The organism is Pseudomonas sp. LBUM920, from assembly GCF_003852315.1.
Classification (GTDB): Bacteria; Pseudomonadota; Gammaproteobacteria; order Pseudomonadales; family Pseudomonadaceae; genus Aquipseudomonas.
The window spans coordinates 1,603,582-1,626,084 of sequence record NZ_CP027762.1; the positions used below are offsets into that span (position 1 = coordinate 1,603,582).

Annotated in this window: 24 protein-coding genes and 1 tRNA gene; 13 read left to right on the forward strand and 12 right to left on the reverse strand. The window is 61.7% G+C overall.

Translation table 11 applies throughout. The annotated features are described in order from the left end of the window. Window positions 1-246: 246 nt before the first annotated feature. From C4J83_RS07265 to C4J83_RS07280, 4 genes are all read right to left on the reverse strand, one after another. On the reverse strand, window positions 247-2,805 hold the full coding sequence (locus C4J83_RS07265) for a TonB-dependent receptor (protein WP_124416664.1): 2,559 nt from the start codon (window positions 2,803-2,805) through the stop codon (window positions 247-249). 128 nt (window positions 2,806-2,933) lie between these two features. Next, the gene (locus C4J83_RS07270; protein WP_124416665.1) at window positions 2,934-3,902 is read right to left on the reverse strand and encodes a FecR family protein; all 969 of its coding nucleotides are present in this window, start codon (window positions 3,900-3,902) and stop codon (window positions 2,934-2,936) included. Next, complete coding sequence (locus C4J83_RS07275) at window positions 3,899-4,438, reverse strand: RNA polymerase sigma factor (protein WP_106577053.1); 540 nt, start codon at window positions 4,436-4,438, stop codon at window positions 3,899-3,901. The genes C4J83_RS07270 and C4J83_RS07275 overlap by 4 nt, the downstream gene beginning before the upstream one ends. A 110-nt stretch (window positions 4,439-4,548) precedes the next feature. Further along, the gene (locus C4J83_RS07280; RefSeq protein WP_106577052.1) at window positions 4,549-5,565 is read right to left on the reverse strand and encodes a DUF4917 family protein; all 1,017 of its coding nucleotides are present in this window, start codon (window positions 5,563-5,565) and stop codon (window positions 4,549-4,551) included. A 123-nt stretch (window positions 5,566-5,688) separates the two neighbouring features. On the opposite strand from C4J83_RS07280, the gene yiaY reads away from it, so the two are divergent. The 6 genes from yiaY to C4J83_RS07310 all read left to right on the forward strand — a co-directional run bounded on the left by yiaY (window position 5,689) and on the right by C4J83_RS07310 (window position 12,255). Continuing rightward, window positions 5,689-6,837, forward strand: a complete 1,149-nt coding sequence (gene yiaY, locus C4J83_RS07285; protein ID WP_106577051.1) for an L-threonine dehydrogenase — start codon at window positions 5,689-5,691, stop codon at window positions 6,835-6,837. A gap of 92 nt (window positions 6,838-6,929) precedes the next feature. After that, window positions 6,930-7,604: an NAD(P)H-binding protein gene (locus C4J83_RS07290; RefSeq protein WP_124416666.1), complete on the forward strand. Its 675-nt coding sequence runs from the start codon at window positions 6,930-6,932 to the stop codon at window positions 7,602-7,604. Next, window positions 7,604-8,515 (forward strand): LysR family transcriptional regulator, encoded by a 912-nt coding sequence (locus C4J83_RS07295; RefSeq protein ID WP_119738910.1) that lies wholly within the window; start codon window positions 7,604-7,606, stop codon window positions 8,513-8,515. The genes C4J83_RS07290 and C4J83_RS07295 overlap by 1 nt, the downstream gene beginning before the upstream one ends. A gap of 217 nt (window positions 8,516-8,732) precedes the next feature. Continuing rightward, window positions 8,733-9,926, forward strand: a complete 1,194-nt coding sequence (locus tag C4J83_RS07300) for a CaiB/BaiF CoA transferase family protein (protein ID WP_106577048.1) — start codon at window positions 8,733-8,735, stop codon at window positions 9,924-9,926. Beyond that, window positions 9,923-10,864 carry a hydroxymethylglutaryl-CoA lyase gene (locus C4J83_RS07305; RefSeq protein WP_124416667.1) on the forward strand — a complete coding sequence of 314 codons (942 nt, stop codon included), beginning with the start codon at window positions 9,923-9,925 and terminating at the stop codon, window positions 10,862-10,864. The genes C4J83_RS07300 and C4J83_RS07305 overlap by 4 nt, the downstream gene beginning before the upstream one ends. A 59-nt stretch (window positions 10,865-10,923) precedes the next feature. Beyond that, window positions 10,924-12,255 carry an MFS transporter gene (locus C4J83_RS07310; protein ID WP_124416668.1) on the forward strand — a complete coding sequence of 444 codons (1,332 nt, stop codon included), beginning with the start codon at window positions 10,924-10,926 and terminating at the stop codon, window positions 12,253-12,255. Here the strand turns inward: C4J83_RS07310 and C4J83_RS07315 are convergent, their stop codons facing one another. Continuing rightward, entirely contained in the window at window positions 12,256-12,744 is a 489-nt protein-coding gene (locus tag C4J83_RS07315; protein WP_124416669.1) for a DMT family transporter, read from the reverse strand. 77 nt (window positions 12,745-12,821) lie between these two features. On the opposite strand from C4J83_RS07315, the gene C4J83_RS07320 reads away from it, so the two are divergent. From C4J83_RS07320 to C4J83_RS07335, 4 genes are all read left to right on the forward strand, one after another. Further along, on the forward strand, window positions 12,822-13,727 hold the full coding sequence (locus C4J83_RS07320; protein WP_445261925.1) for a LysR family transcriptional regulator: 906 nt from the start codon (window positions 12,822-12,824) through the stop codon (window positions 13,725-13,727). A 25-nt stretch (window positions 13,728-13,752) separates the two neighbouring features. Beyond that, a complete protein-coding gene (gene fos, locus C4J83_RS07325) occupies window positions 13,753-14,163 on the forward strand; it encodes a fosfomycin resistance glutathione transferase (RefSeq protein WP_124416670.1) in 411 nt (136 codons plus the stop codon). A gap of 54 nt (window positions 14,164-14,217) precedes the next feature. Beyond that, the gene (locus tag C4J83_RS07330; protein WP_106577042.1) at window positions 14,218-14,859 is read left to right on the forward strand and encodes a LysE family translocator; all 642 of its coding nucleotides are present in this window, start codon (window positions 14,218-14,220) and stop codon (window positions 14,857-14,859) included. 119 nt (window positions 14,860-14,978) lie between these two features. Further along, a complete protein-coding gene (locus C4J83_RS07335; RefSeq protein ID WP_106577041.1) occupies window positions 14,979-15,506 on the forward strand; it encodes a DUF4142 domain-containing protein in 528 nt (175 codons plus the stop codon). A gap of 55 nt (window positions 15,507-15,561) precedes the next feature. Here the strand turns inward: C4J83_RS07335 and C4J83_RS07340 are convergent, their stop codons facing one another. Both C4J83_RS07340 and C4J83_RS07345 read right to left on the reverse strand, forming a co-directional pair. Then, window positions 15,562-15,987, reverse strand: coding sequence for a low affinity iron permease family protein (locus C4J83_RS07340; RefSeq protein WP_106577040.1), 426 nt, complete (start codon window positions 15,985-15,987; stop codon window positions 15,562-15,564). A 114-nt stretch (window positions 15,988-16,101) separates the two neighbouring features. Further along, on the reverse strand, window positions 16,102-16,602 hold the full coding sequence (locus C4J83_RS07345) for a methylated-DNA--[protein]-cysteine S-methyltransferase (protein WP_124416671.1): 501 nt from the start codon (window positions 16,600-16,602) through the stop codon (window positions 16,102-16,104). Between the two features lie 48 nt (window positions 16,603-16,650). On the opposite strand from C4J83_RS07345, the gene C4J83_RS30620 reads away from it, so the two are divergent. Next, the gene (locus C4J83_RS30620; protein WP_157986822.1) at window positions 16,651-16,812 is read left to right on the forward strand and encodes a hypothetical protein; all 162 of its coding nucleotides are present in this window, start codon (window positions 16,651-16,653) and stop codon (window positions 16,810-16,812) included. Between the two features lie 48 nt (window positions 16,813-16,860). On the opposite strand, the gene C4J83_RS07350 is transcribed toward C4J83_RS30620, so the two are convergent. Continuing rightward, window positions 16,861-17,754 carry a LysR family transcriptional regulator gene (locus C4J83_RS07350; protein WP_124416672.1) on the reverse strand — a complete coding sequence of 298 codons (894 nt, stop codon included), beginning with the start codon at window positions 17,752-17,754 and terminating at the stop codon, window positions 16,861-16,863. Between the two features lie 95 nt (window positions 17,755-17,849). Between C4J83_RS07350 and C4J83_RS07355 the strand changes: the two genes are divergently transcribed. Beyond that, entirely contained in the window at window positions 17,850-19,013 is a 1,164-nt protein-coding gene (locus tag C4J83_RS07355; RefSeq protein ID WP_119738926.1) for an MFS transporter, read from the forward strand. Next, the gene (locus C4J83_RS07360; protein ID WP_124416673.1) at window positions 19,010-20,203 is read left to right on the forward strand and encodes an MFS transporter; all 1,194 of its coding nucleotides are present in this window, start codon (window positions 19,010-19,012) and stop codon (window positions 20,201-20,203) included. Before C4J83_RS07355 ends, C4J83_RS07360 begins: the two co-directional genes overlap by 4 nt. Window positions 20,204-20,218: 15 nt before the next feature. Here the strand turns inward: C4J83_RS07360 and C4J83_RS07365 are convergent, their stop codons facing one another. From C4J83_RS07365 to C4J83_RS07380, 4 genes are all read right to left on the reverse strand, one after another. Further along, complete coding sequence (locus C4J83_RS07365; RefSeq protein WP_106577035.1) at window positions 20,219-20,524, reverse strand: DUF6482 family protein; 306 nt, start codon at window positions 20,522-20,524, stop codon at window positions 20,219-20,221. 24 nt (window positions 20,525-20,548) lie between these two features. Next, on the reverse strand, window positions 20,549-21,073 hold the full coding sequence (locus C4J83_RS07370; protein ID WP_119738930.1) for a DUF3833 domain-containing protein: 525 nt from the start codon (window positions 21,071-21,073) through the stop codon (window positions 20,549-20,551). A gap of 190 nt (window positions 21,074-21,263) precedes the next feature. Then, window positions 21,264-21,337: transfer RNA gene (locus C4J83_RS07375), tRNA-Gly, on the reverse strand. Between the two features lie 190 nt (window positions 21,338-21,527). Beyond that, window positions 21,528-22,412: an alpha/beta fold hydrolase gene (locus tag C4J83_RS07380; RefSeq protein ID WP_124416674.1), complete on the reverse strand. Its 885-nt coding sequence runs from the start codon at window positions 22,410-22,412 to the stop codon at window positions 21,528-21,530. Window positions 22,413-22,503: the final 91 nt, after the last annotated feature.

Consider the following 22,503-nt stretch of genomic DNA (forward strand, 5'->3'; position numbering starts at 1 on the left):
AGGGATGCCCATCTAGCCACAACCCTTGCCGATTGCTGGCCTACAGCTGGGTGCGGATTTATCCGTACAGTTTCAATCGCTCGGGTTGGCAGTGCCGCCGCCTTCGCCGCCTCGCCAGGGCTCGACAGCTCCCACAGAAGATCGCGAGCAAATGGAGATCCATGTGGGAGCTGTCGAGCTTTAGCGAGGCGGCGAAGGGCTCGCCTCGGTCGTGCAGACAAACCCACACACCCGCAGCACCTAACCTTAGAAGAATCGCGTAATGCTGATCTTCGCATCGCGACCTTTGGTGTAGGCACGGTCGCCGCTCAGGGCCGGGCGGAAGTTGTTGTTGAGCAAGTTGTCCACGGTGAAATTCACCTCGGTGCCTTTCAGGTAAGCCTGTTGCGGTTTCCATTTGGCGAACAGACCCTGGGTGTTGTAGGCCTTGTTACCGTACTGGTCGTAGAACAGGTCGCCCACGCTGCTGCCCGGTCCGCCGGAATATGTATCGCTGGGCAAGCGGTCGGTGGCGCCGATGAACTGGCCTATCCAGCCTACCTGGGCATCCCAGGCCGGAATATTGGTGCCCAGCACCAGCACCCATTTGGTCGGTGGAATGTCACGTGCCGCCACATCCGGCCCCCACGGGTTGGTGTAGGCGCCTTCGTGTTCACCTTTGGCGTAGGCGAACGACACCGAGCCGAACAGGTAGGTGGAGTTATAGAACGATTCGAGTTCAAAGCCCTTGATGGTCAGGCCGCCGATGTTGCGGTAATTGGACATCGCCCCAGGCGGGCAGGCGCTGGAAATCGTGCCGCCGTTGACGGCCTGGTTCTGGCAGCCGACGCCGGTGGCCTTGAAGATTTCGTCTTCGACTTTGTTGTGGAACAACGTGGTGCGCACTTGCAGGTTGTCGTCGTGGGCAATCAGGTTATCGAAGCTGACGACGCTGCCCACGGTGATCGACGTGATGCGCTCCGGGTCGAGGTCGACGCTGGTGGCGGTGCGGCTGCCCAGGCCTTGCACTTCATACTGCTCGTCGATGACCGGCGCGCGCCAGGTTTTGCTCCAGTTGGCGAACAGCCCCAGGTTCGGCGTGACGTTCCAGAACAACGCCAGGCGTGGCGACCAGCCGGTGTAGGTGCGGTCACTGTAGTCGTGGCCGAACGAGGGGGCCGGGTTGTTGTAGTACGGCGCATCGTTGCCTTCGCCGCGGTTGCGCACGTGGTCGTAGCGCAGGGACGGGGTGATGGTCACGTCGCCCACGGTCACTGCATCCTGGACAAAGAAGCTGTGGGTATCGACCTTGCCGTGGGGCATGAAACCCGGCTGGAAATGCCCATAGTTATAGCGCGCCGTGTTGTAGGCAGTGCCCGGCATCCACATCTCGGTTTCGCGGATGTGCTCGCGGATCTGGCCACCCACGGTGACGGCATGCTGCAAGGGCCCGGTGTCAAACAGACTGACGTTGCGGATGTCGAGGTTTTTGTCGGTGTAGGACGTGTCCATCTTGCGCCCGCCGGTGGCCAGCTGGAAAAACGCCGTGGCGTCGCGCTCGTCGGTCTGGTCGGTGTTGGACTGGGAATATTTGACGGTCAGGTCCACCAGCGGGTTGTTCACGGGCTGGTATTCGTACTTGCCCGACCAAGTGGTGTCGACGGTGTCACGTTGGGCTAAAAAACGCTTCAACGCCCCTTCATAGCCGTAGCGATCGATGTTGGCCTGGGTCGGCGGCGTCGGGTAGCTGGCAGCAGAAAACGGTGTCCAGCGATTGCTGTGGGAACGCGAGTAGGAGAGCCCGACGCTGTGCTCTTCGGTCAAGTGGGCGTTGACCTTGAACAACTTGCCGTCCACATCCTGGGCGCTGTTGGGCAGGCGCTGCGGGTTGACCGGGTATTGGTTGTTGTCGTTGGGCAGCTTGGCAGCCACTTTCATGTCGCCGCCGTCGCGCTGGGTCAGGTAGGCCAGCGCGTCGAAACGGCCGTCGTCGGTGCGGCCATACACGGCACCGCTGTAGACCTGTTCGTGGTCGTTGCTGGAGTAGCCGTACTTGAGCATCGCGCCGCTGTTGCGACCGTCCTGGAGCAGGTCCGGGGCATCTTTGGTGGTCATGTTGACCGTGCCGCCGAAACCGCCGTTGCCGGTGAACGGTGAGTTGGGGCCTTTTTCCACCTCGATGCTTTTGATCAGCTCGGGCTCGATAAACACCGTGCCTTGCTGGTAGCGCTCAAAGCCGCTTTTGGTGGCGCCATCGACGGTCATCGGTACATCTTCGGCATCGCCGAAACCACGAATGTTGATGGTCTGGCCACCGGGTTTGAGCGAACCGCCCTGGCTCACGCCGGGCAAGGTCTGCAACAGGCTGGGAATGTTATTAGACTGATAGCGGTCGATGTCGGCCTGGCTGAGGGTGGAACGGTTGACGGTGCTTGAGTCGACTTCGTTACCGGTGCCGATCACGCTGAGGGCGTCCAGCTGGATCGCGCTGCTGTGGGTGGTCTTGCCCTCGTCGGGGCGCACCACGTAGGTGGTGCCGACCTTGATCAGGGTGAACTCGCCGTTTTTGAGCAGGCTGCGAATCGCCACTTCGGGGGTGAAGTCGCCATTGAGCGCGGGCGCCTGCACGTTCTTGAGCAGTGTTTCATCGAACAGCAGCTGGATTTTCGCCTGCTGCGCCACTTGGCTCAGGGACGTGGCCAGCGACTGGGCGGGCAGTTGCAGCTTGAAGGACTCGGCCTGGGCATTGAGGCTGAACACCAGGCAGGTGGCAATCAGTGTCGGTCGAAGAAACAGGTGCGAAGCGTGGCAAGGCGCGCGAAACATGAAATCCCCCGGGGTGGCTAAATAGCCAAAAAGGTGTGCGTATCAAACACAGTCGGGAGGAAGACGGGGCAGGCCAAAAAAACCACACATGCGAATGCAAAATATTCTCAAGTGTGGCGGTGCCGGTCTTACTTGATGGGTTCGATTCTCACCACACCATCGGCCGAGGCCACGGTTTTCACCGGCAGCAGGGCAGGCAGTGCGTTGAGCAGGGCGTCCGGGTCATTCACATCCAGATTGCCCGAGACCTTCAGTTGCGCCACTGATTTGCTGACCTGCAGCGGTGCCTGCGGCCGATAGAGGCTCAGCTCGTCGATCAGGCTGGCCAGGTCGCGGTTGCGAAACGACAGGTGCCCGCTGCGCCAGTCCGCCACTTCTTCAGCGCTCAGGGTTTGTTGTTGCACTGTGCCCTTGGCGTAACTGTAGATGGCGCGTTGTTGAGCGCCGAGCACGCTCACCGGGCTTTTGCGGTCGGGCTCGAACGCCACCTGGCCATGGGCGACGCTCACCACCAGCTGCTGCTGGCTGCGGCGCACATCAAAACCGGTGCCGACTACCCGCACATTCGCCTCGCCGGCTTGCACGTACAGCGGCCGTTCCTTGTCGGCGGCGACTTCGATGTAGAGCTGGCCCTTGTCCAGGTGAAGGATGCGTTGGTGGGCGCTGAAATCCACGCGCAGGCGTGTGTTGGCATTCACGTAGAGGGTGCTGCCATCGGGCAGGTTCAGGGTGCGCATGCCTTTGGCATGAGCGGCAACCTGACTGTGATAAAGCTCGCGCGGTGCACCGATAGGTGTGGCCAGCACGGCGCACACCAGCGCGGCCGCCGCCGCCAGGGCAGGGCGCCAGGCCGACGGCTTGCGCTTGGGCAGCGGCACCGGTTTGTTCAATTGCTGCAACTGGGCGAGGTCGGCCCACAGTTGTTCGAACTCGGCATAGGCGCGCGCATGGGCGGGTTCGGCCTGCCAGGCCGCAAAGGCCCTGCGGTCGGCGCGCCCCATGTCACTGCGGTTGCGGGCAAACCAGCTGGCGGCTTGGGCATCGATGGAGTCGCTCGCTTCGATGTCCAGCGCGTCAAGGTCGCTCAGGCGGTTCATTCTGGCTGCTCCGTGCCGGGTTCGTGTTGAAGGCGTCGCTTGCAATGCAGCAGGGCCAAGGCGATGTGCTTTTCCACCATGCTGGTCGAAATGCCCATGCGCTCGGCGATCTGCGCCTGGCTCAGGCCTTCGAAGCGGTGCAGCATAAGGGCTTCTCGCCTGCGGGGCGAGAGCTCGGCGAGGACTTCTTTCAACTGTTCCAGGCGTTGCAAGCGTTGTGCGGCGGCCATGGGGTCGTTTTGCTCATCGGTGACCGGCTCGGCGTCCCTTGCGGCCGGGTCTGAGTGGACGGTCTGCCGTACCTTCTGTTTACGCCAGTGATCGCGCAGCAGATTGCGCGCCATCTGGAACAGAAACGCCCGTGGCTGCTCGACCTTGGCGCGGTCGCGGTAGTCCAGCCATTGGGTGAAGACATCCTGGGTCATGTCCGCCGCGTCGCTGGCGTTGTCCGTGCGTTTGCGCAGGAAATACAGAATGTCTGCATAAAACCCGCGAAAGGCATCGGCCGACAACGGGTCGGGCTTGGGACGAGACATGGATATCCTTCTTGACGAAGCACGACGTAGAAAAGTCGCGAATGATATCGAGAACTATTGTCATTTGTCTCTATGTAACCGATGCACTCAGTCAAAATGTGGGCGGGGGATCAGCGCTCGACCGGCACTGACAATGCCGAATTACCCAGCGGATGCGTGCGCGCTGCAAAAAACTTCAACTCCACTCCGCTGCCCTCAAACAGCTCCGAATACCGGCGCTTCTGCTGGCGGATAAACCCGTCGCTGCGCCCCGACACCGAAATCGCCAGGGTCGTGATCCTCGCCTGGCAAAGCGCATCCACCAAGTGCTTATCCTGCGGCCCCAGGTCGTGGCCGAAAATGCACAGCGCGCCCGTATGGGTCAGCAACTGCTCATAACAGAACGACAAGTAGTCCGAACTGCGGATGGTCTTGAGCTTCTCTTCCACCTTGCCTTCGCTGACAAACAGCGGCACGTCGTCCAGGGTCTTGATCGTGTTGTTGATCGCAAAACTGCTGAGCAACGTGCTGTCGGTGGACGGCAATTTGCGCGCCGTACCATCGAGGTTACGCACCAGGTGCAGGCCGCCGTGCAGGTACAGAATGCGCGTGGCATCGGTGCGGGTGTTGCGCAGGTCGAAGCTTGAGTCGGCGCTGCGAAACAGGTCATCGATGCCCGGCGTGTGCAGGATCGCCCAGTAGTTGAGCAGGTCGTAGTTGGTGGTGAAGACGGTGGCGTAGTTGGCCAGTTCCGCGTTGATCGTCGCCAGCGTGGACGGCTGCACCAGGCGCCACGGAATGTGCACGGCGTGGATGGTATTGATCAGCGCTTCCTTGATCGCGTAGTAGCGATTACGCGGCGCCGCCGAGCTGACCGCCAGCGCCTTGTTGACCCGGCTGGTGGTTTTCAGTGCGCCCAGCGCTTGCTCGAAGCTGCGGGTTTGCAGGGCGTCGAACACACTCAGCTCGGATTGGCTGAGGGGTTTTTCTTCGACGGTGCGGGCGTTTTCAAACAGCGAGTCGTAGGCAAAGTCTTCCCAAATCACGCGGCTCGCGCCGTTACCGATCAGAATCCCACTGAAGTCGACAGCGCTGCGCAGCGCGCTCCAGTCTTCAAGGTGGGCGTCAATATCCTGGAAATCCTTCATTGCGGCGGGTCTACTCGAAATCGGCTGGGTGGTGACTTTATCACGAGCCGGCGTTGATCCTGATCAAGATGCCACGGCCCACTCAGGTTGATGCTGTAGGCATAACGCCTCTGAGGATTCGCCATGAGCAGCACCTTCTTCATTCCCGCCGTCAACATCATGGGCACCGACTGCCTCGACGAAGCCATGACTGCCATCCGCAATTACGGCTTTCGCAAAGCGCTGATCGTCACCGACGCGGGCCTGGCCAAAGCGGGCGTGGCCAGCATGATCGCCGAGAAGCTGGCGATGCAGGACATCGACTCGGTGATCTACGACGGCGCCAAGCCCAACCCGAATGTGGAAAACGTCGAGAAAGGCCTGGCGCTGTTGCAGCACAGCCACTGCGATTTTGTGGTGTCCCTGGGCGGCGGTTCGCCCCATGACTGCGCCAAGGGCATTGCCTTGTGCGCCACCAATGGCGGGCATATCGGCGACTACGAAGGCGTCGATCAATCCAGCAAGCCGCAACTGCCGCTGGTGGCCATCAACACCACCGCCGGTACTGCCAGTGAAATGACGCGTTTTTGCATCATCACCGACGAAACCCGCCACGTGAAAATGGCCATCGTCGACCGCAACGTGACGCCGCTGCTGTCGGTCAACGACCCGACGCTGATGGTCGGCATGCCCAAGGGCCTGACCGCCGCCACCGGCATGGACGCGTTGACCCACGCCATCGAGGCCTACGTGTCGACCGCCGCCACACCGATCACCGACGCCTGCGCGATCAAGGCAATCGAGCTGATCAGCGCCAACCTGCGCCTGGCGGTACGCGACGGCAGCGACAAGGTCGCGCGGGAAAACATGGCTTACGCGCAATTCCTAGCCGGGATGGCGTTCAACAATGCGTCCCTGGGGTTTGTGCACGCCATGGCCCATCAACTTGGCGGCCTTTACGACCTGCCCCATGGCGTGTGCAACGCGGTGTTGCTGCCCCATGTGCAAAGCTTCAACGCCAGCGTCTGCGCCAAGCGTTTGAGCGACGTGGCGCGCGCCCTGGGCGCCGACATCAAGGGGATCACGCCGGAAGAGGGCGCCCAGGCCGCGATCGCTGCCATCCGTGCGTTGGCCCAGGAGGTTGAGATCCCGGCCGGCTTGCGCGAGCTGGGGGCCAAGCTGCAAGACATTCCGTTGCTGGCCACCAATGCGTTGAAGGACGCCTGTGGGCTGACCAACCCGCGCCGCGCCGATCAGCGCCAGATCGAGGAGATTTTCCGCAGCGCGTTCTAAAGAGGGCGGTCGCACGCGGCAAGCGATAAGCTACAGGCTCAACTGCATTCAACTTGAGCACGAAGCTTGCGGCTTGCCGCTGAGGTCCCCCCATGAGAGTTCTGTTATTCGGCGCCACCGGCATGGTCGGCCAAGGCGTGCTGCGCGAGTGCCTGCTGGCCGCAGATGTGCAGGAAATCGTCGCCGTCGGCCGCACGCCCTTGACCCAGGAACATGGCAAGCTGCATCAGGTGCTGCACAGCGACATGCTGGATTTCCAGCCGCTGGAAAACTTGCTGCAGGGCTTTGATGCGTGTTTCTTCTGCCTCGGCGTTTCGTCGGCGGGCATGAATGAAACCAAGTACACCCACCTCACTTATGACCTGACGTTGGTCGCCGCCAGTACCCTGGCGCGGCTCAATCCGCAGATGACCTTTATCTACGTGTCCGGTGCCGGCACCGACAGCTCCGAAGCGGGCAAGTCGATGTGGGCGCGGGTCAAGGGCAAGACCGAAAACGCTTTGCTGCGCTTGCCGTTCAAGGCGGTGTACCTGTTTCGGCCGGGGGTGATCCAGCCGCTGCATGGCGTGCGTTCGAAAACGCCGTTGTACCAATCCTTTTATTCCGTGCTCGGGCCGCTGCTCACGTTTGTGCGCCGGGTCAAGCCCGCCTGGGTAGTGAGCACCGAGACCGTCGGCCAGGCCATGTTGGCGGCCGTGCGCCATGGCGCGCCGCACGCGGTGGTGGAGCAGGGCGAGATCAATCGCCTGGCTGCCGAGCGTCACTGATGTTGCACAAGAGCCTGGTGCGTCGCCTGGATCTGATCACCTTGCAGCTGTTCGTTGCGGTGTTTGAAGAGGGCACATTGACTCGCGCGGCGGCCCGTGAAGCCATTGCGGTATCGGCCGCGAGCAAGCGGCTGATGGAGCTGGAACAGGTGCTGGGCGTGAGCCTGTTTGTGCGCCGGGCCAAGGGCATGGACCTGACGGCGGCGGGCGAAACCCTGTTGCACCATGCGCGGCAGATGCTGTTCAACGTCGAAAAAATGGGCCTGGAACTGGGCGAGCACAGCCATGGCGTGCGCGGTTATGTGCGCATGCTGGCCAATCTGTCGGCGATCATTCAGTTTCTTCCGGAAGACTTGCGGGACTTTTCTGCGCTGCACCCCGAGGTGAAAACCGACCTGGAAGAACGCCCCAGCAATGGCGTGGTACAGGGCGTGCTGGACGGCGTGGCCGACCTTGGGATCTGTTCCAGTGACACTGACACCAAAGGCCTGCCCAGCGTGACCTACCGCCACGACAAACTGGTGGTGCTGATGCCGGCGGCGCATCCGTTGGCTGCACGCGAGACCCTGGCGTTCGCCGAAACACTCGACAGTGATTACGTTGGCCTGCATGCCGCCAGCTCGATCAATATGCGCACCCACGCGGCCGCGCGCGAGGCCGGCAAGATGCTGCGCCTGCGCATCCACGTGCCAGGGTTTGATGCGATGTGCCGGATGGTTCAGGCGAACATGGGCATCGGTATCCTGCCGCAAAAAGCTTACGAGCTGTTCGGCCGCGCGTTGGGATTGCACGCCGTGCCGCTCACGGATGCCTGGTCGGATCGCAGCTTGATTGTGGTGATACGTGATCAAGCGCAGCTGTCGCCGGTGAGCCGGTTATTGTTTGACTATCTGCGCACGTCGCTGAAGTAAACCAGCGCCGTGGGCCTCATCGCGGGCAGGTCCGGCTCCCACATGGAAACCCGCTCATCTGTGGGAGCCCGGCTTGCCCGCGATAGCGATCTGAATGGCGCCGACAGGGCGTAACCGTTCGCCATCCACGAACGCTGCTTGCCAACTGACGGTTGGATTTCTCCTACGGCTGTCCTCTAGCCTTGGCCACACATTCCAAGAATAAGAGGCACACCCCATGACGGCTCCATTGAGCGGTATCAAGGTGATTGAGATCGGCACCCTGATTGCCGCGCCGTTCGCCGCCCGGCTGATGGCCGAGTTTGGCGCCGAGGTGATCAAGATCGAAGCCCTGGGCCAGGGCGATCCGCTTCGTAAATGGCGAAAGCTGCACGAAGGCACTTCGCTGTGGTGGTACCTGCAATCGCGCAACAAGAAGTCCCTGGCGTTGGACCTCAAGTCAGCGGAAGGCTTGGGTTTGATCAAGCAATTGCTCGGCGACGCCGACGTGCTGATCGAAAACCTGCGCCCCGGCGGCCTGGAAAAACTCGGCCTGGGCTGGGACGTGTTGCACGCCCTCAACCCCAAGCTGACCCTGGTGCGCATCTCCGGCTACGGCCAGACCGGCCCTTATCGCGACCGTCCAGGCTTCGGTGCCATCGGCGAGGCCATGGGCGGCATTCGCTACACCACCGGCAACCCCGATTCGCCACCGGCGCGGGTGGGCGTGAGCCTGGGCGATTCCCTTGCGTCATTGCACGGCGTGATCGGCGCGCTGATGTCGCTGCTGCGGGTCAAGACCGGCCAGGGCGACGGGCAGATTGTCGATGTGTCGCTGGCCGAAAGCGTGTTCAACCTGATGGAAAGCCTGGTGCCTGAATACGACATGCTCGGCCACGTGCGCGAGCGCAGCGGTGGCGCCTTGCCCGGCATCGCGCCGTCCAATACCTACCTGACCGCCGACGGTGCCTATGTGGTGATCGCCGGTAACAGTGACCCGATCTACAAGCGTTTGATGACCACCATCGGCCGCGCCGACCTGGCCGACGCGCCGGAGTTTGCCCACAACGATGGCCGCGCGGCGAAAAGTGGTTTGCTGGATGCGGCGATCACGCACTGGACCAGCAGCCTGCCCATCGACCAAGTGCTTGCTGCCCTGGAAACCGCCGAAGTGCCGGCCGGGCGCATCTACTCGGTGGCTGATATCGTCAGCGACCCGCATTACCAGGCGCGCGACATGCTGCTCAATGCCGAACTGCCTGGCGGCGTGTCGGTGAAAATGCCGGGCATCGTGCCCAAGCTCTCCGAAACCCCCGGCGCGGTGAACTGGCAAGGCCCGAGCCTGGGCCAGCACACCGACGACATCCTCGGCAGCCTCGGCCTGACCGATACCGATATCCAACGCCTGAAAACCTCGGGAGTGGTGCAATGATCACCGATTATTCTGACCCGCTGATCGTGCAGGAAGTGTCCCCGCGCGATGGCCTGCAAATCGAACCGACCTGGGTTGAAACCGCCGACAAGATCGCGTTGATCAACCAGCTGTCGCTGGCCGGGTTTTCGCGAATCGAGGCAGGTTCATTCGTCTCGCCCAAGGCCATTCCGGCATTGCGCGATGGCGAGCAAGTGTTCCAGGGCATCGCGCGCAAACCCGGTGTGATCTATGTGGCGCTGATCCCTAACCTCAAGGGTGCCCAGCGCGCCATCGAGTCCCGCGCCGATGAGTTGAACCTGGTGATGTCCGCCAGCCAGACCCACAACCTGGCGAATATGCGCATGCGTTGCGAGGCCTCGTTGGCGGCTTTTAAAGACATCGTCAGCTTCGCCGCCGACTACCCGGTGCGCCTCAACGGCAGCATCGCCACCACCTTCGGCTGCCCGTTCGAAGGCAAGATGGATGAAGACCGCGTGCTGCACATCGTCGATGCCTATCGCGAGTTGGGCATCCAGGGCATCACCCTGGCCGACACCACCGGCATGGCCAATCCGCGCCAAGTTGCGCGCCTGGTCAAACGTGTATTGCGGCATGTGCCAGCCAGCGATCTGACCCTGCATTTTCACAACACCCGTGGCCTGGGCTTGTGCAATGTGCTGGCGGCCTACGAGGCCGGCGCGCGCCGATTTGATGCGGCCCTGGGCGGCCTCGGCGGCTGCCCGTTCGCGCCGGGGGCGTCGGGCAATATCTGCACCGAAGACCTGGTCAACCTGTGCGACGAGGTCGGGATTCACACCGGTATCGACCTGCCGCACCTGTTGCACATGTCCCGCCAACTGCCAGCGCTGCTTGGTCATGAGCTGCCCGGCCAGGTCGCCAAGGCCGGGCGCAATGGCGACCTGCATCCGCCACCCGATTACATCGCCACCCTGTAACACCGCACCAGACAACAAAAACAATCGGGCGCCGTTGAGCTGCCCGCTGGAGAGAAAGCATGAGCACTAATACGTTAGAGGCCGGCGCGCGCCCGGCCGCTGAGATCGATGCCGAAAAAGCCCTGGTCAGCAAGGTCGCCTGGCGCGTGATGCCGCTGATCATGGTGTGCTACCTGTTCGCGTTTTTTGACCGCATCAACATCAGCTTCGCCAAGTTCCAACTGCAAACCGACCTGAGCCTGAGCGACACCGCTTACGGCCTCGGCGCCGGGCTGTTTGTGGTCGGCTATGTAATCTTCGAAGTGCCGAGCAACATGATGCTGTACAAGGTCGGCGCGCGGCGCTGGATCGCGCGGATCATGATGTCGTGGGGCCTGGCCACGGCGGCCATGGTGTTTGTCACCGCCGAATGGCAGTTCTACGGCCTGCGTTTCATCATTGGCGCCATGGAAGCTGGCTTCGCACCGGGCGTGCTGTATTACCTGACGTTGTGGTTTCCGCAGCACTTTCGTGGACGCATCACCTCGCTGCTGTTTCTGGCTTCGGCCTTCGCGGGCCTGGTTGGCGCGCCGTTCTCCGGCCTGGTGTTGGAGCATCTCGACGGCGTGCTGCAACTGCGCGGCTGGCACTGGTTGTTTCTGCTTGGCGGCTTGCCCTGCATCGGCCTGGGTTTTCTGGTGCTGACGCTGCTCAAAGACCGTATCGAAGACGCGCAGTGGCTGACGCCAGCGGAAAAGACCTTGCTGTCCAGCCGAATTGCCAAGCATGAGCCCAACACCCACGGTGGTTCATTGCTGTCGGCGATCCGCATTCCAGGCTTTTTGATGCTCGGTTTTATCTACTTCCTGATCCAGGTCGCGTCCTACGGGCTCAACTTCTGGGCACCACAGTTGATTCGCAGCGCCGGCACCCAGAGCCCGGTGATGATCGGCCTGCTCACCGCGATTCCCTATGTGTGCGGCGCGATCAGCATGGTGGTGATCGGGCGGCTGTCGGACGCCACCGGCGAGCGGCGCAAGTTTGTCTGCGGCCTGGTGGTGTTGGGGGCGATTGGCTTTTTCAGCGCCGGGATTTTTGCCGACCACACCACGTTCCTGATCATCGCCCTGGGCATGCTGGGGGCGGGCATCATCGCCTCGATCCCGACCTTCTGGACCTTGCCGCCCAAACTGCTGGCGGGCGCGGGAGCCGGTGCGGCCGGCGGCATCGCGGTGATCAACACCCTCGGTCAGTTCGGCGGCATTGTCAGCCCGGTGATGGTGGGGCGGATCAAGGACCTCACCGGCAGCACCACCCCGGCGCTGTATGTGATTGGCGTGTGCGCCCTGCTGGCCGCGGCTTTGTTGCTGTGGGGCTTGCCACACAAGTTGCGCACGCTCGACAAGGCCTGATCAGCCTGTCGCTGCCAATGCTCGGGCAGGCGTGCTGCTGAACTGAATCAACACCACGCCGCCAATCAACAACAGCGCCCCCAGCACACGGGGCGTTGTCAGTTGGCGCTCCACCAGGCCGAACAGCCCGAAGTGATCGAGCACCAGTGAGGCGAGAATCTGTCCGGCCATGGCCAAGGCAATGAACCCCGACGCGCCGAGCTTGGGCAACAGCATCAGCGCCAGGGAAATAAAGCACACGCCAAATGCACCCCCGGCCCACATCCACACCGGCGCTTTAGTGATAAAGGCCAGGCTCGGCAGGGGTAGACGCAGCGCCAGAATGACCGGCAGCAGCACGATAATACTCACCAACAGTGACGCCAGCGTGGCCCACAACGGGTGACCGAGCCCGCGCCCGAGGTTTGCGTTGATTGCGCTTTGAAACGGCACCACCGCCCCGGCGATCACCGCCAACGCCAGCAAACCCAGCCAATGCAACGTCGTCATTTCGAATCTCCCAGAGGTTTTGCTGGACTCTAGGCTATTCGTCGCGCAAATTTAAATTCCAAATTCTTATGCTGGGCATGCAGCCGATGAATGATCTGCGTCGCGTCGACCTCAACCTGCTGGTGATCCTGGAGGCCTTGCTCAGTGAGCAACACGTCACCCGCGCCGCCGAGCGTTTGCACCTGAGCCAGCCGGCAGTCAGCCACGCTCTGGCGCGTTTGCGGGATCTGTTGGGTGATCCCTTGCTGGTGCGCCAGGGCGGAACATTGGTGCCGACCGCGCGAGCCCTGGAGTTGGCGACACCTTTGGCTGAAGCCCTGGCCCAGGTGCAAGCACTGCTGGCACCGAACCGGTTTGACCCGGCGTCGGCCAAGCGCAGGTTTCGCCTGGCGATGTCGGACTACAGCGCGGCGATTTTCCTGCCGGAGCTGGTCCGCGTTCTGCGCCGTGAAGCCCCTGGCATCGACCTGCAAATCGTCCAGGCCAGTCGCGAAGGCATGGTAGACGCCGTGCTCAACGGCGACATCGACCTGGCCGCCGGGGTATTCCCCGATATGCCCGCCGAACTGCGCACCACGCCTTTGTTTGAGGAGCATTACACCTGCCTGGTCGACCGCAACAGCCTGCCGTCCAGTGGCGTGCTTGACCTGCCCACCTATTTGTCGCGCCCGCACGTGCTGTTGGAAATGCGCGGCAGTGGCACCCCGGAAATCGAGCGGGCGTTAACGGCGATTCGTGAACGGCGCCATGTGGCAATTAGCCTGCCGCATTGGGGCGTGGCGCCGCAGCTGATTCAGGGCACCGACCTGATTCTGACGGTGTCATCCAGGGGGTTGCTCAACATCGATCAACAGCTTCTGCTGGCCGTGCCGCCACCGTTTCATATTCCCTCGTTCGCCGTCGAACTGGCGTGGCATGCACGGCGGGGCGGCGATTCGGGGTTGCAGTGGCTGATTGGGCAGGTGCAAGGTGTGCTGTCCTAAGGCTATCGATCACAGGAAAAAACTCATGCTCTCAGGCTTGAACCACCTGACCCTTGCCGTTACCGACTTGAACCGCAGCGTCAGCTTCTACCATGAGCTGCTGCAGCTTAAGCTCGACGCCACCTGGGACCAGGGCGCCTACCTCTCGTTACCCGGTTTGTGGCTGTGCCTGTCGCTCGATCCTTCGCGTTCAACCACACCTGCGGTGGATTACACCCATTACGCGTTCACCGCCGCCGCCGATGCGTTCGCCGCGCTGGTGGCGCGCTTGCGAGACGCCAAGGTGCAGGAGTGGCGCGACAACCGCAGCGAAGGTGCCTCGTTCTACTTTCTCGACCCGGATGGGCACAAGCTCGAGGCGCATGTCGGCGACCTGACTTCGCGCCTTCAGGCCTGTCGCGCCAAGCCTTATGCAGGCATGCAGTTTTACCCGTAGCGCCAGAACGTGCAGAATCGCTGCACCTTTCAATCGCCTGTCAGAGTCGCGTCCATGACCCCCTCCTTGCTGCTCGCCGTTCTTGCTTCGGGTTTTATCTATGGGATCACGCCTGGGCCGGGCGTCCTGGCGGTATTTGGAATCGGCGCGTCTCGTGGCCGTCGCGCCGGGGCGGGTTTTCTGTGCGGGCACTTGCTGGGTGATGTGGTGTGGTGCAGTACGGCGCTGGTCGCCATTGTGGGCGCGCGGGAAGTGGGCAGCAGCGCCTTTGATGTGCTGGGCGTGCTCAGCGGTGTGTATTTGTTCTGGCTTGGCTGGCGGGCGATTCGCACCCAGCGCCGCAGCAGCGATGCGCCTCAGGGCGCGGCGCGCCATCCGTTCTGGCACGGCATCCTGTTCGGCTTGACCAACCCCAAGGCCTACCCGGTGGCGGTTGCAACCTTTACCGCGCTGCTGTCCAGCCGTGCCGAGTTGCTGACATGGGCAATGCTGCCGTCGTTGATCTTGTTGAGTTTCATCGGCGGCCTGCTGGCTTACGCGATTCTGATCGGCGTGGTGGGCGCCCAGCGTGTGCGCACGGTGTACCAGCGGCATGAAATCCTCATCACCCGCCTGTGCGGCGTGATGTTTATCGGCTTCGCCATTAACGCCCTGGCGCACGCGTTGCCGGGCCTGTTCGGCAGCAAACCGGCTTGAGGCGACGACGACCGTTCGTCGCACTGGCGAGTTTTTTCTAAACCTTTGCCGCCCTGAAAATTCGAATTCAGGGCGGGGCGTATTTCCCCGCACCTATTTTTGCCCTGGAGGAACCCATCATGAGCCGCATGGCTATCCGGTTACGCACCGCCAGTTTCGCGATGCTGCTGGGCCTCGGCGCCAGCAATGCTTTCGCCCAGTCGCCTGCTGAATTCATCGAGCAGGCTTCGGCCAAAGGGATGGCCGATATCGAAACCAGTCGCATGGCCCACGCCAGGACGTCGTCCCAGGAAATCAAGGACTACACCATCGAGGTCATCAACGAACGCACCCTGGCCAACCAGCACTTGGCGGCCATCGCCAAGAAGCTCGACTTGCCCGTGGCCCCGCGCGAGAAGATCGTCGACAAGGCCGAAACCCTGATGCCTGAACTCAAGGACGGCGACTCCTTTGACGCGGCCTACACCGCGCAGCAGGTCAAGGAAAACGAAGACGCCATCGCCCTGTTCAAGAAAGAAGGCGCGGCGTCGGATGTGCCAGAGATAAAAGCGCTGGTGGACGAGACGCTGCCCAAGCTTGAAGAGCGTCTGCAAAAAGCCCGTGCCCTGGCCTCGACTTACGGTAAAGGTCATCAAGGCGACGGTTGATTGCCTCACCTGAAATGAGAAACGGCGGTTGGATGATTTCCAACCGCCGTTTTTTTTAGGCTTGATTCAGATCGGTTTTGTTGGGGTGCGCATCGTCGACCCTTTCACCACAACTGGTGCTCAAGCTGACCGTGCCAGTGTCGCCGATGCTGCGGTATTGCTTGCGCAGTTGTTCCAGTTCTTTGCGGTCCAGGCCATCCAGGCTCAGCACGGCGTTCTGGGCATCCTTGGAGACGCGCAGCAGTTCGTCGATCTTGATATGCAGGATGTCGTTGTCGCGGTTTTGTGTGTTCTGGATCAGGAAGACCATCAGGAAGGTGATGATGGTGGTCGAGGTGTTGATGATCAGCTGCCAGGTGTCGTTGTAGTGGAAATAGGGTCCGCTCAGGCTCCACAGGAATATCAACGCGACGGCCGCATAGAACGTCCGGGCGCTGCCTGCCCAGCGGGACAAGGATTGAGAGACTGCGGAGAATTTCATGACCGTTTTTCCTTAATGGGTGGGTGATGAAATTATGGACCGCAGCGGTTCTTTGAAATTTCTTTTTACAAAAGCGTCGGTGAGCAAAGTTGTACGTTTTTGTCGCGGTTCGCCTTAGAAGCCCAGTTCTGCCTGGCCTGCACCTTCCAACGCGAGCAGATAGTGTTTGGCGCCAAGCCCTCCGGCGAACCCGGTCAGCCCACCCGAGGCGCCTATGACCCGATGGCAGGGCGCAACGATCGAGATGGGGTTACGCCCGTTGGCGGCACCCACCGCGCGCACGGCCTTGGGGTTGCCGATTTGCTCGGCGATCTGGCTGTAGCTGCGGGTTTCGCCGAACGGGATGGTCAGCAGCACCCGCCAGACCTGTTGTTGAAAAGGCGTGCCGTTGAAGTCCAGTTCCAGCTCGAACTGGCTGCGTGCGCCGGCGAAATACTCGCGTAGCTGGCGCGCGGTTTCCAACAACACCGGGCTGTCGTTGGCCTCGCGCAATTCGCCCAGCCGTACGCGGTTGGCGCGTTCCTGTTCCCACAGGATCGCGGTGAGCTTGCCGTCGCGGGCCACCAGGGTGAGCTGGCCGACGGGGGAGGGCATGAGCGTGTATTCGTACGGCATGAGCGGGCTCCTCGAAGGACGGGTGTTAAAAGCCAGGACGCTACTGTAATGCCATCTGCCTGTCAGGAAACCGCGTTTCTTGCGATCAAATTCCTCAAGGGGCTCGCCGTTCCAGTAGCGCCCGTCGGGGCGATGAAAATACCCGTTACCGAGCGACAAAACCGCCGGCTCACGACGGCCGATGACCGGGTTTCGGTCGGTGTTGAATGAGCGCCCTGGTGGGGTATTGGAAAGAGGTTTGCGGTTTTTTCCAAGGCATTACCGGCTGTGTAACACCTGCGCAAGGATGGCGAGAAATGCATCAGCCAATACATTTTTCCTTTGCGCGGGCGTCAACACCAATAATTGCGCGCACGCATCCGCCTCCACCAGCGGCCGATACGTCACACCCTTGTTCATCAGGCTTTGGGTACAGGCGGGCACCAACGCCACGCCTTGTGCGGCGGCCACCAAGGCAATGATCGAGGTGATCTGCCGCCCGGTTGGCCCCGCGCGCAAAGGCTGGGCGTGGCGGCGGTAAAGGTGCTCGATGGATTGGTTCAGACCCGACCCGTAGTCGGCCGGGAACAGGATCAGCGGATACGCACTGAGTTGCGTCAAGCTGACCTGCGCCAGCTTGGCCAGCGGGCTGTCGCTGGACACCGCGGCCACCAGCCGCTCTTCGCCCAACGACAACGCGTGAACGTCTGCTGTGTGCGGCAAAAGCCGACTCAATCCGATATCCAGCCGGCCGTCAGCCACCTGCGCGCCGAGGCTGCCAGAGGCGCACTCCACCAGGGTCAACTGCACATCGGGCAAGCGCTGGGCGAAGGCCTGGATCGCTTGGCTGAACAGGTCCGACAAAGCGATCGAGCTGACATACCCGAGTGCCAATTGGCCTGCGGTGCCCGCTGCCAGTTTGCCGGCGATGACCTGTGCCAATTCAACCTGCTCCAACACGCCACGCGCGTAGGGCAAGAACGAACGCCCCTGGGCGGTGAGAGACACCGTGCGGCTGGTGCGATCAAACAGCTTGAACCCCAGCTCTGTCTCCAGCGCTGAAATCTGCCGAGTCAGCGGCGGTTGGGCCAGGTGCAGGCGCAGTGCCGCGCGGCCGAAGTGCAATTCTTCGGCGACCGTCAGAAAGTAACGCAGCTTGCGTAGGTCGAGCATCCTGATCCTTGGGTATTGATCGGTTCGAAATCGGTATTGGTTTAAGACCCGACGGCCATTCTATAAAGGCGTTACAAAATAAAACGAGAGGTTTCATGAAACCGCGCCTGCATTGTGCCCGTCTAGCCCTGTTCCTGTGTGGCTGCGCTGCGTTTCTCAACCTTTACGCCACCCAGAGCATCCTCGCGACCTTTGCCGCACAGTTTCATATCAGCGCCAAGGAAGCGGGCTGGAGCATCACGGTCACCACCCTGGCGGTGGCGATCACCGCGCCCTTTGTCAGCCGGCTGACCGGGCGCTTCGAACAGCGCACGGTCATCGCCGTGGCCGCGCTGCTGCTGGCCGCCCCTGCGCTGATGACCGCCTACGCCGGCAGTTTTGCCGAAGTGCTGGTGTGGCGGTTTGTGCAAGGTATGGTGATCCCGGTGGTGTTTGCCACCAGCGTGGCTTACATCGGCGACCGCTGGCGTGGCGCGACGGTGACCGAGGTCACCAGCCTGTACGTGGCGGGCACGGTACTGGGCGGGTTCGCCGGGCGTTTCGTCACCGGTGTGATGACGCAATACGTCGGCTGGCGCGAAGCGTTCGAACTGCTGGCGGTGTTGAGCTTGATGGTGGGTGGGTTTATTCAGTTCCTGTTGCCCGCCAATCGACTGCGCGGCGAACGGCCTGGAGCGGTTGCTTCAGGTGTTTTTAGCCGACCTTTGCTGGCGGCGTACGGCGTAGGTTTTTGCGTGTTGTTCTCCCAGGTTGCGGCATTTACTTACGCAGGTTTGCACCTCGGCCTGCCACCGTTCAACTTGGGGCCTGCGGCGCTGGGCACGCTTTACATGGTGTTTCTGCTGGCGTTGATTGTGATTCCCCTCGCCGGGCGCCTCAGCAAAGCCAGGCCTCACGCCGAACTGCTGGCGGTCGCCGCCGCGCTCGGTGTCGGTGGTTCGGCGCTGACCCTGGCGCCGTCGCTGGGGTGCATTGTGGTGGGCCTGGCGCTCAGTTCCACCGGCGTGTTCCTGGCCCAGGCCGCCGCCAATGCGTTCATCAGTGCCACCGCCGGTGAGAGCAAGTCTGGCGCCGTGGGGGTTTACCTGACGTGCTATTACCTGGGCGGCAGTTGCGGTGCCATCGTTCCGGCATTGATCTGGGAACGCTGGGGCTGGGCCGGCTGTGTGGCGCTGATTATCGGTTTTCAACTGCTGACGCTGCTGATCGCCCTGACGGGCTGGAAGCCACTCAAACCTGAGCGGGTGCCGACACCATGAATGACACTGTTGCCGTGCCTGTTCGCGAAACCTCCAGCCGGCGCCGCGCGCTGATCGCCGGTTGCAGCGCTCACGCCGTACACGATGGCCTCACGGACGTTATCTACGTGTTGCTGCCGATCTGGCAGGCGCAGTTCGCCTTGTCCTACGCCCAGATCGGCCTGTTGCGTGGCGCCTATTCCGGAATGATGGCCGTGTTCCAACTGATGGCCAGCCGCGCCGCCCGACGCTGGGGCCGTTTACCGTTGCTGGTGGGCGGCACTGCGCTTGCGGGTGTCGCTTACTTATTGGTGGGGCAAGCCACCGGGCTGAGCCTGTTGCTGTTGGGTTTGCTGCTGGGCGGTTTGGGGGCCAGCACCCAACACCCATTGGCCTCCTCGATGATCACCGACGCTTATGAGGACGGTGGTGGCGTCAAGCAGGCGCTGTCCCAGTACAACTTCAGCGGCGATATCGGCAAAACCCTGATTCCTGGGGTGGTGGGCCTGCTGCTGACCGTCGTCAGCTGGCGCGCCAGCGCCACACTGCTGGGGCTGCTCGGTCTGGCGGCAGCGGGGATGCTGTGGTGGCTGGTGCCGGCTGAAGTTCGCGAGTCCAGTGCGATAAGAAAAGCCCGACCACCGAGTGGCACGGGCTCGGTGGCAGGCCTGCGTGCGCTGATCCTCACCGGTACGCTCGACAGCGCCGTGCGCATGGGCTTTCTCACGTTCCTGCCGTTTCTGCTGCAAGCCAAAGGCGCAGGCACGGCGGGCATTGGGCTGGCGCTGACGATGCTGTTCATTGGCGGTGCGTTTGGCAAATTGCTTTGCGGCTACCTGGGGGCTCGCATTGGCATGATGAAAACCGTCTGGTTGACCGAAACCAGCACCGCGCTGTTGATCGTCACGGCCGTGTACCTGCCGCTGAGTGGCTTGATGCTGATGTTGCCGCTGCTGGGTTTGGCGCTGAACGGCACGTCTTCTGTGCTCTACGGCGCCGTCCCGGACCTGGCGAGCGCAGGCAGGCGCGAACAGGCTTTTGCGGTGTTCTACACCGGCACCATTGGCGGCGGAGCGCTGGCGCCGCTGGTGTTCGGCGGGGTCGGCGATGCACTCGGTGTGCCGGTGGCGGTGATGGTACTGGCGGGGATGTTGCTGCTGACCTTGCCGTTGGCGTGGGTGGTACAGCGAGGAATGCGCGATGGGGTTTAACCGCACATTCCCTGGTTAAAGGGGCGAGGCCAGCGTAAACGGTATGCGCAACGCGCCGATCGGCCCTTCGCGCGCACCGCACATTTCATCGTGCACGCTGTGCTGCACCAGCACACACGGGAACGGCGGAACCCGCTGCAACAGGTCGCGCAAGTGCGTGGTCGAGCCGATGCGCATGGGCTTGGCGTCATCGTCCACCAGCGTCATTTCGACATGATCCAACCTGACCCGCGCGATGTAGAAGCCACCCTCCAGCGACAGCAGCTCCAACTCCCGTATCTCGCCTTTCTCGGCCAATTCAGTGAGCATTTTCAGGTTCATGGTTCACCCTCACGGTGGGTTGTTTCATTGGCGACGAAAGAACAGCGTGACCTGGCCCCATTCGACGCCGAACTTGGTCATGCTGGAGCGGTTGATCAGCGTGTCCTCGTCCATCAAGTACATCCAGTCATCAAAACTCACCTCGTGGACCGAACCGTCCACCGGCAGGTTGAGTCGGTAGCGCCAACGCAGTGCATTGCCCGCAACTTCGCCGATCGCTTCGCCGACCACGTCACCCGCCCGACCGCGCCAGCGTCCCGGACCATCCGGGGTCAGTGTCCAGACGCGCTGCTGACGCGTGCCATCGCTGTACAGAAAGCGCTCGTCGAGAATCAGGGCATTGCCCTCGCGGCGGCTGGCGATATTGACCTCAAAGCGCTTGGCCACTTCGCCCGAACGCTTCTGGAAAATCCCCCAGGCCTTGACGGGCTTGCTGAAGAAACGCTCCAGGTCCAATTGCGGTTTCTGGTCGGCGTAGTGGGCGACCTCGACGTTGCCGCAACTGCTCAAACTCAACGCCAGCAACAATGAAATCAGTAGACGTGTCATTGCCGGGCTCCGTGATCATGCGCGGCGAAGCGCCAACGCTTGGTATTTATACTTGTACAAAAATATTGATTTGTACAGGTTTGCGCGCGGCAAGTGACGAATGCACAAATTGCGCCCATAAAAAAACCGGTCACAGGGACCGGTTTTTTTTGGCATCTGCGTCGTAACCGACGTAGGCGCGAAATGTGAGTGGAGCGGGTAGAGGGAATCGAACCCTCGTCGGAAGCTTGGGAAGCTACTGTTCTACCATTAAACTATACCCGCTCAGAGCGGCTGACTTTGTACCAGATGTTCATCGGGATTTGAAGTTTTTCTTCGAAAAATGTGTGGGTTGCGTCGCTCAAGCTCAGTTGGAAGCTGGCTTGCCTGCGATACATCGCCTGTGTGACTGACAGGTACCTGCATCGCGGGCAAGCCCGGCTCCCGCCCAAGCGGGCTTTTCAGCTCTGTCATTTCAAATCGCAAAGGCATGCTGCGTCTGGCCCTGGTGGTAGCGCAAGCGACTGACCGGTCGCTGCGGTTTCAAAAAGCCCACCACCGCGTCCCGGCTGTCCCGACACGCCGCCTTGTGCTCCATATCCAGAAAATGCCCGGTCGCCTGAATAGTGCTGAAGCTGCTCTTGGCCACATGCTGGCCAAACAGCTTGGCGTCTTCGGCACTGGTGTACTCGTCCCATTCGCCATTCAAAAACAGCACTGGGATGTCGATTTGCCGCGCTGCCTTGAGGTAGCACAGGCGGTCGCTGTTGAGCACGTGGCTGATGTGAAAGTGCATCTGCCCGTATTCGTGCTCGGCCAGGCTGCTGACGTGCTTGTAGTTGAAGCGCTTGAACAGCGACGGCAGGTGTTTGCCGATAGTGTTGTTGACCAGGTGGCCGACGCGGTCGCGGTCAAGGTTGCCGAGGTAGTCCACACCGCGTTCCAGGTAATCGCGCATCGGTGCATTGATTACCGGAGAAAACGAACTGATCACGGCCTTTTCCACGCGACGCGGGCGTGCAGCGAGGGCGACCAGGGTGGCAGCGCCGCCCCAGGAAAATGACAGCACGTGTTCGGCGGCGAAGTGGTCGATGAGTTCCAGCAGAATCTGGCCTTCGACTTCTTTCGTCAGCATCTGCTCGTGGCGGTTGTGGATTTTTGAGCGGCCAGCGTAGGGCTGGTCGTACAAAACCACGTTGAACTGCGGGTACAGGCTTTTCACGGTTTGGGCGAAGGACGCCGTGGTGGCCATCGAGCCGTTGACCAGGATGATGGTCTTTTCAGCAGCATCCGCGCGATAGAACTCCGTGTAAACCCGATACTGACCCTGTATATCCAACACAGCGATTTCTGGCCTCATGTCGTAAGACTCCTGGCAAGCGGGTAGGGCGCGCAGATCACTCTGCACGAGCTTTATGACAGGTAGGCATACGCCTGGAAGAGGAGCGCCC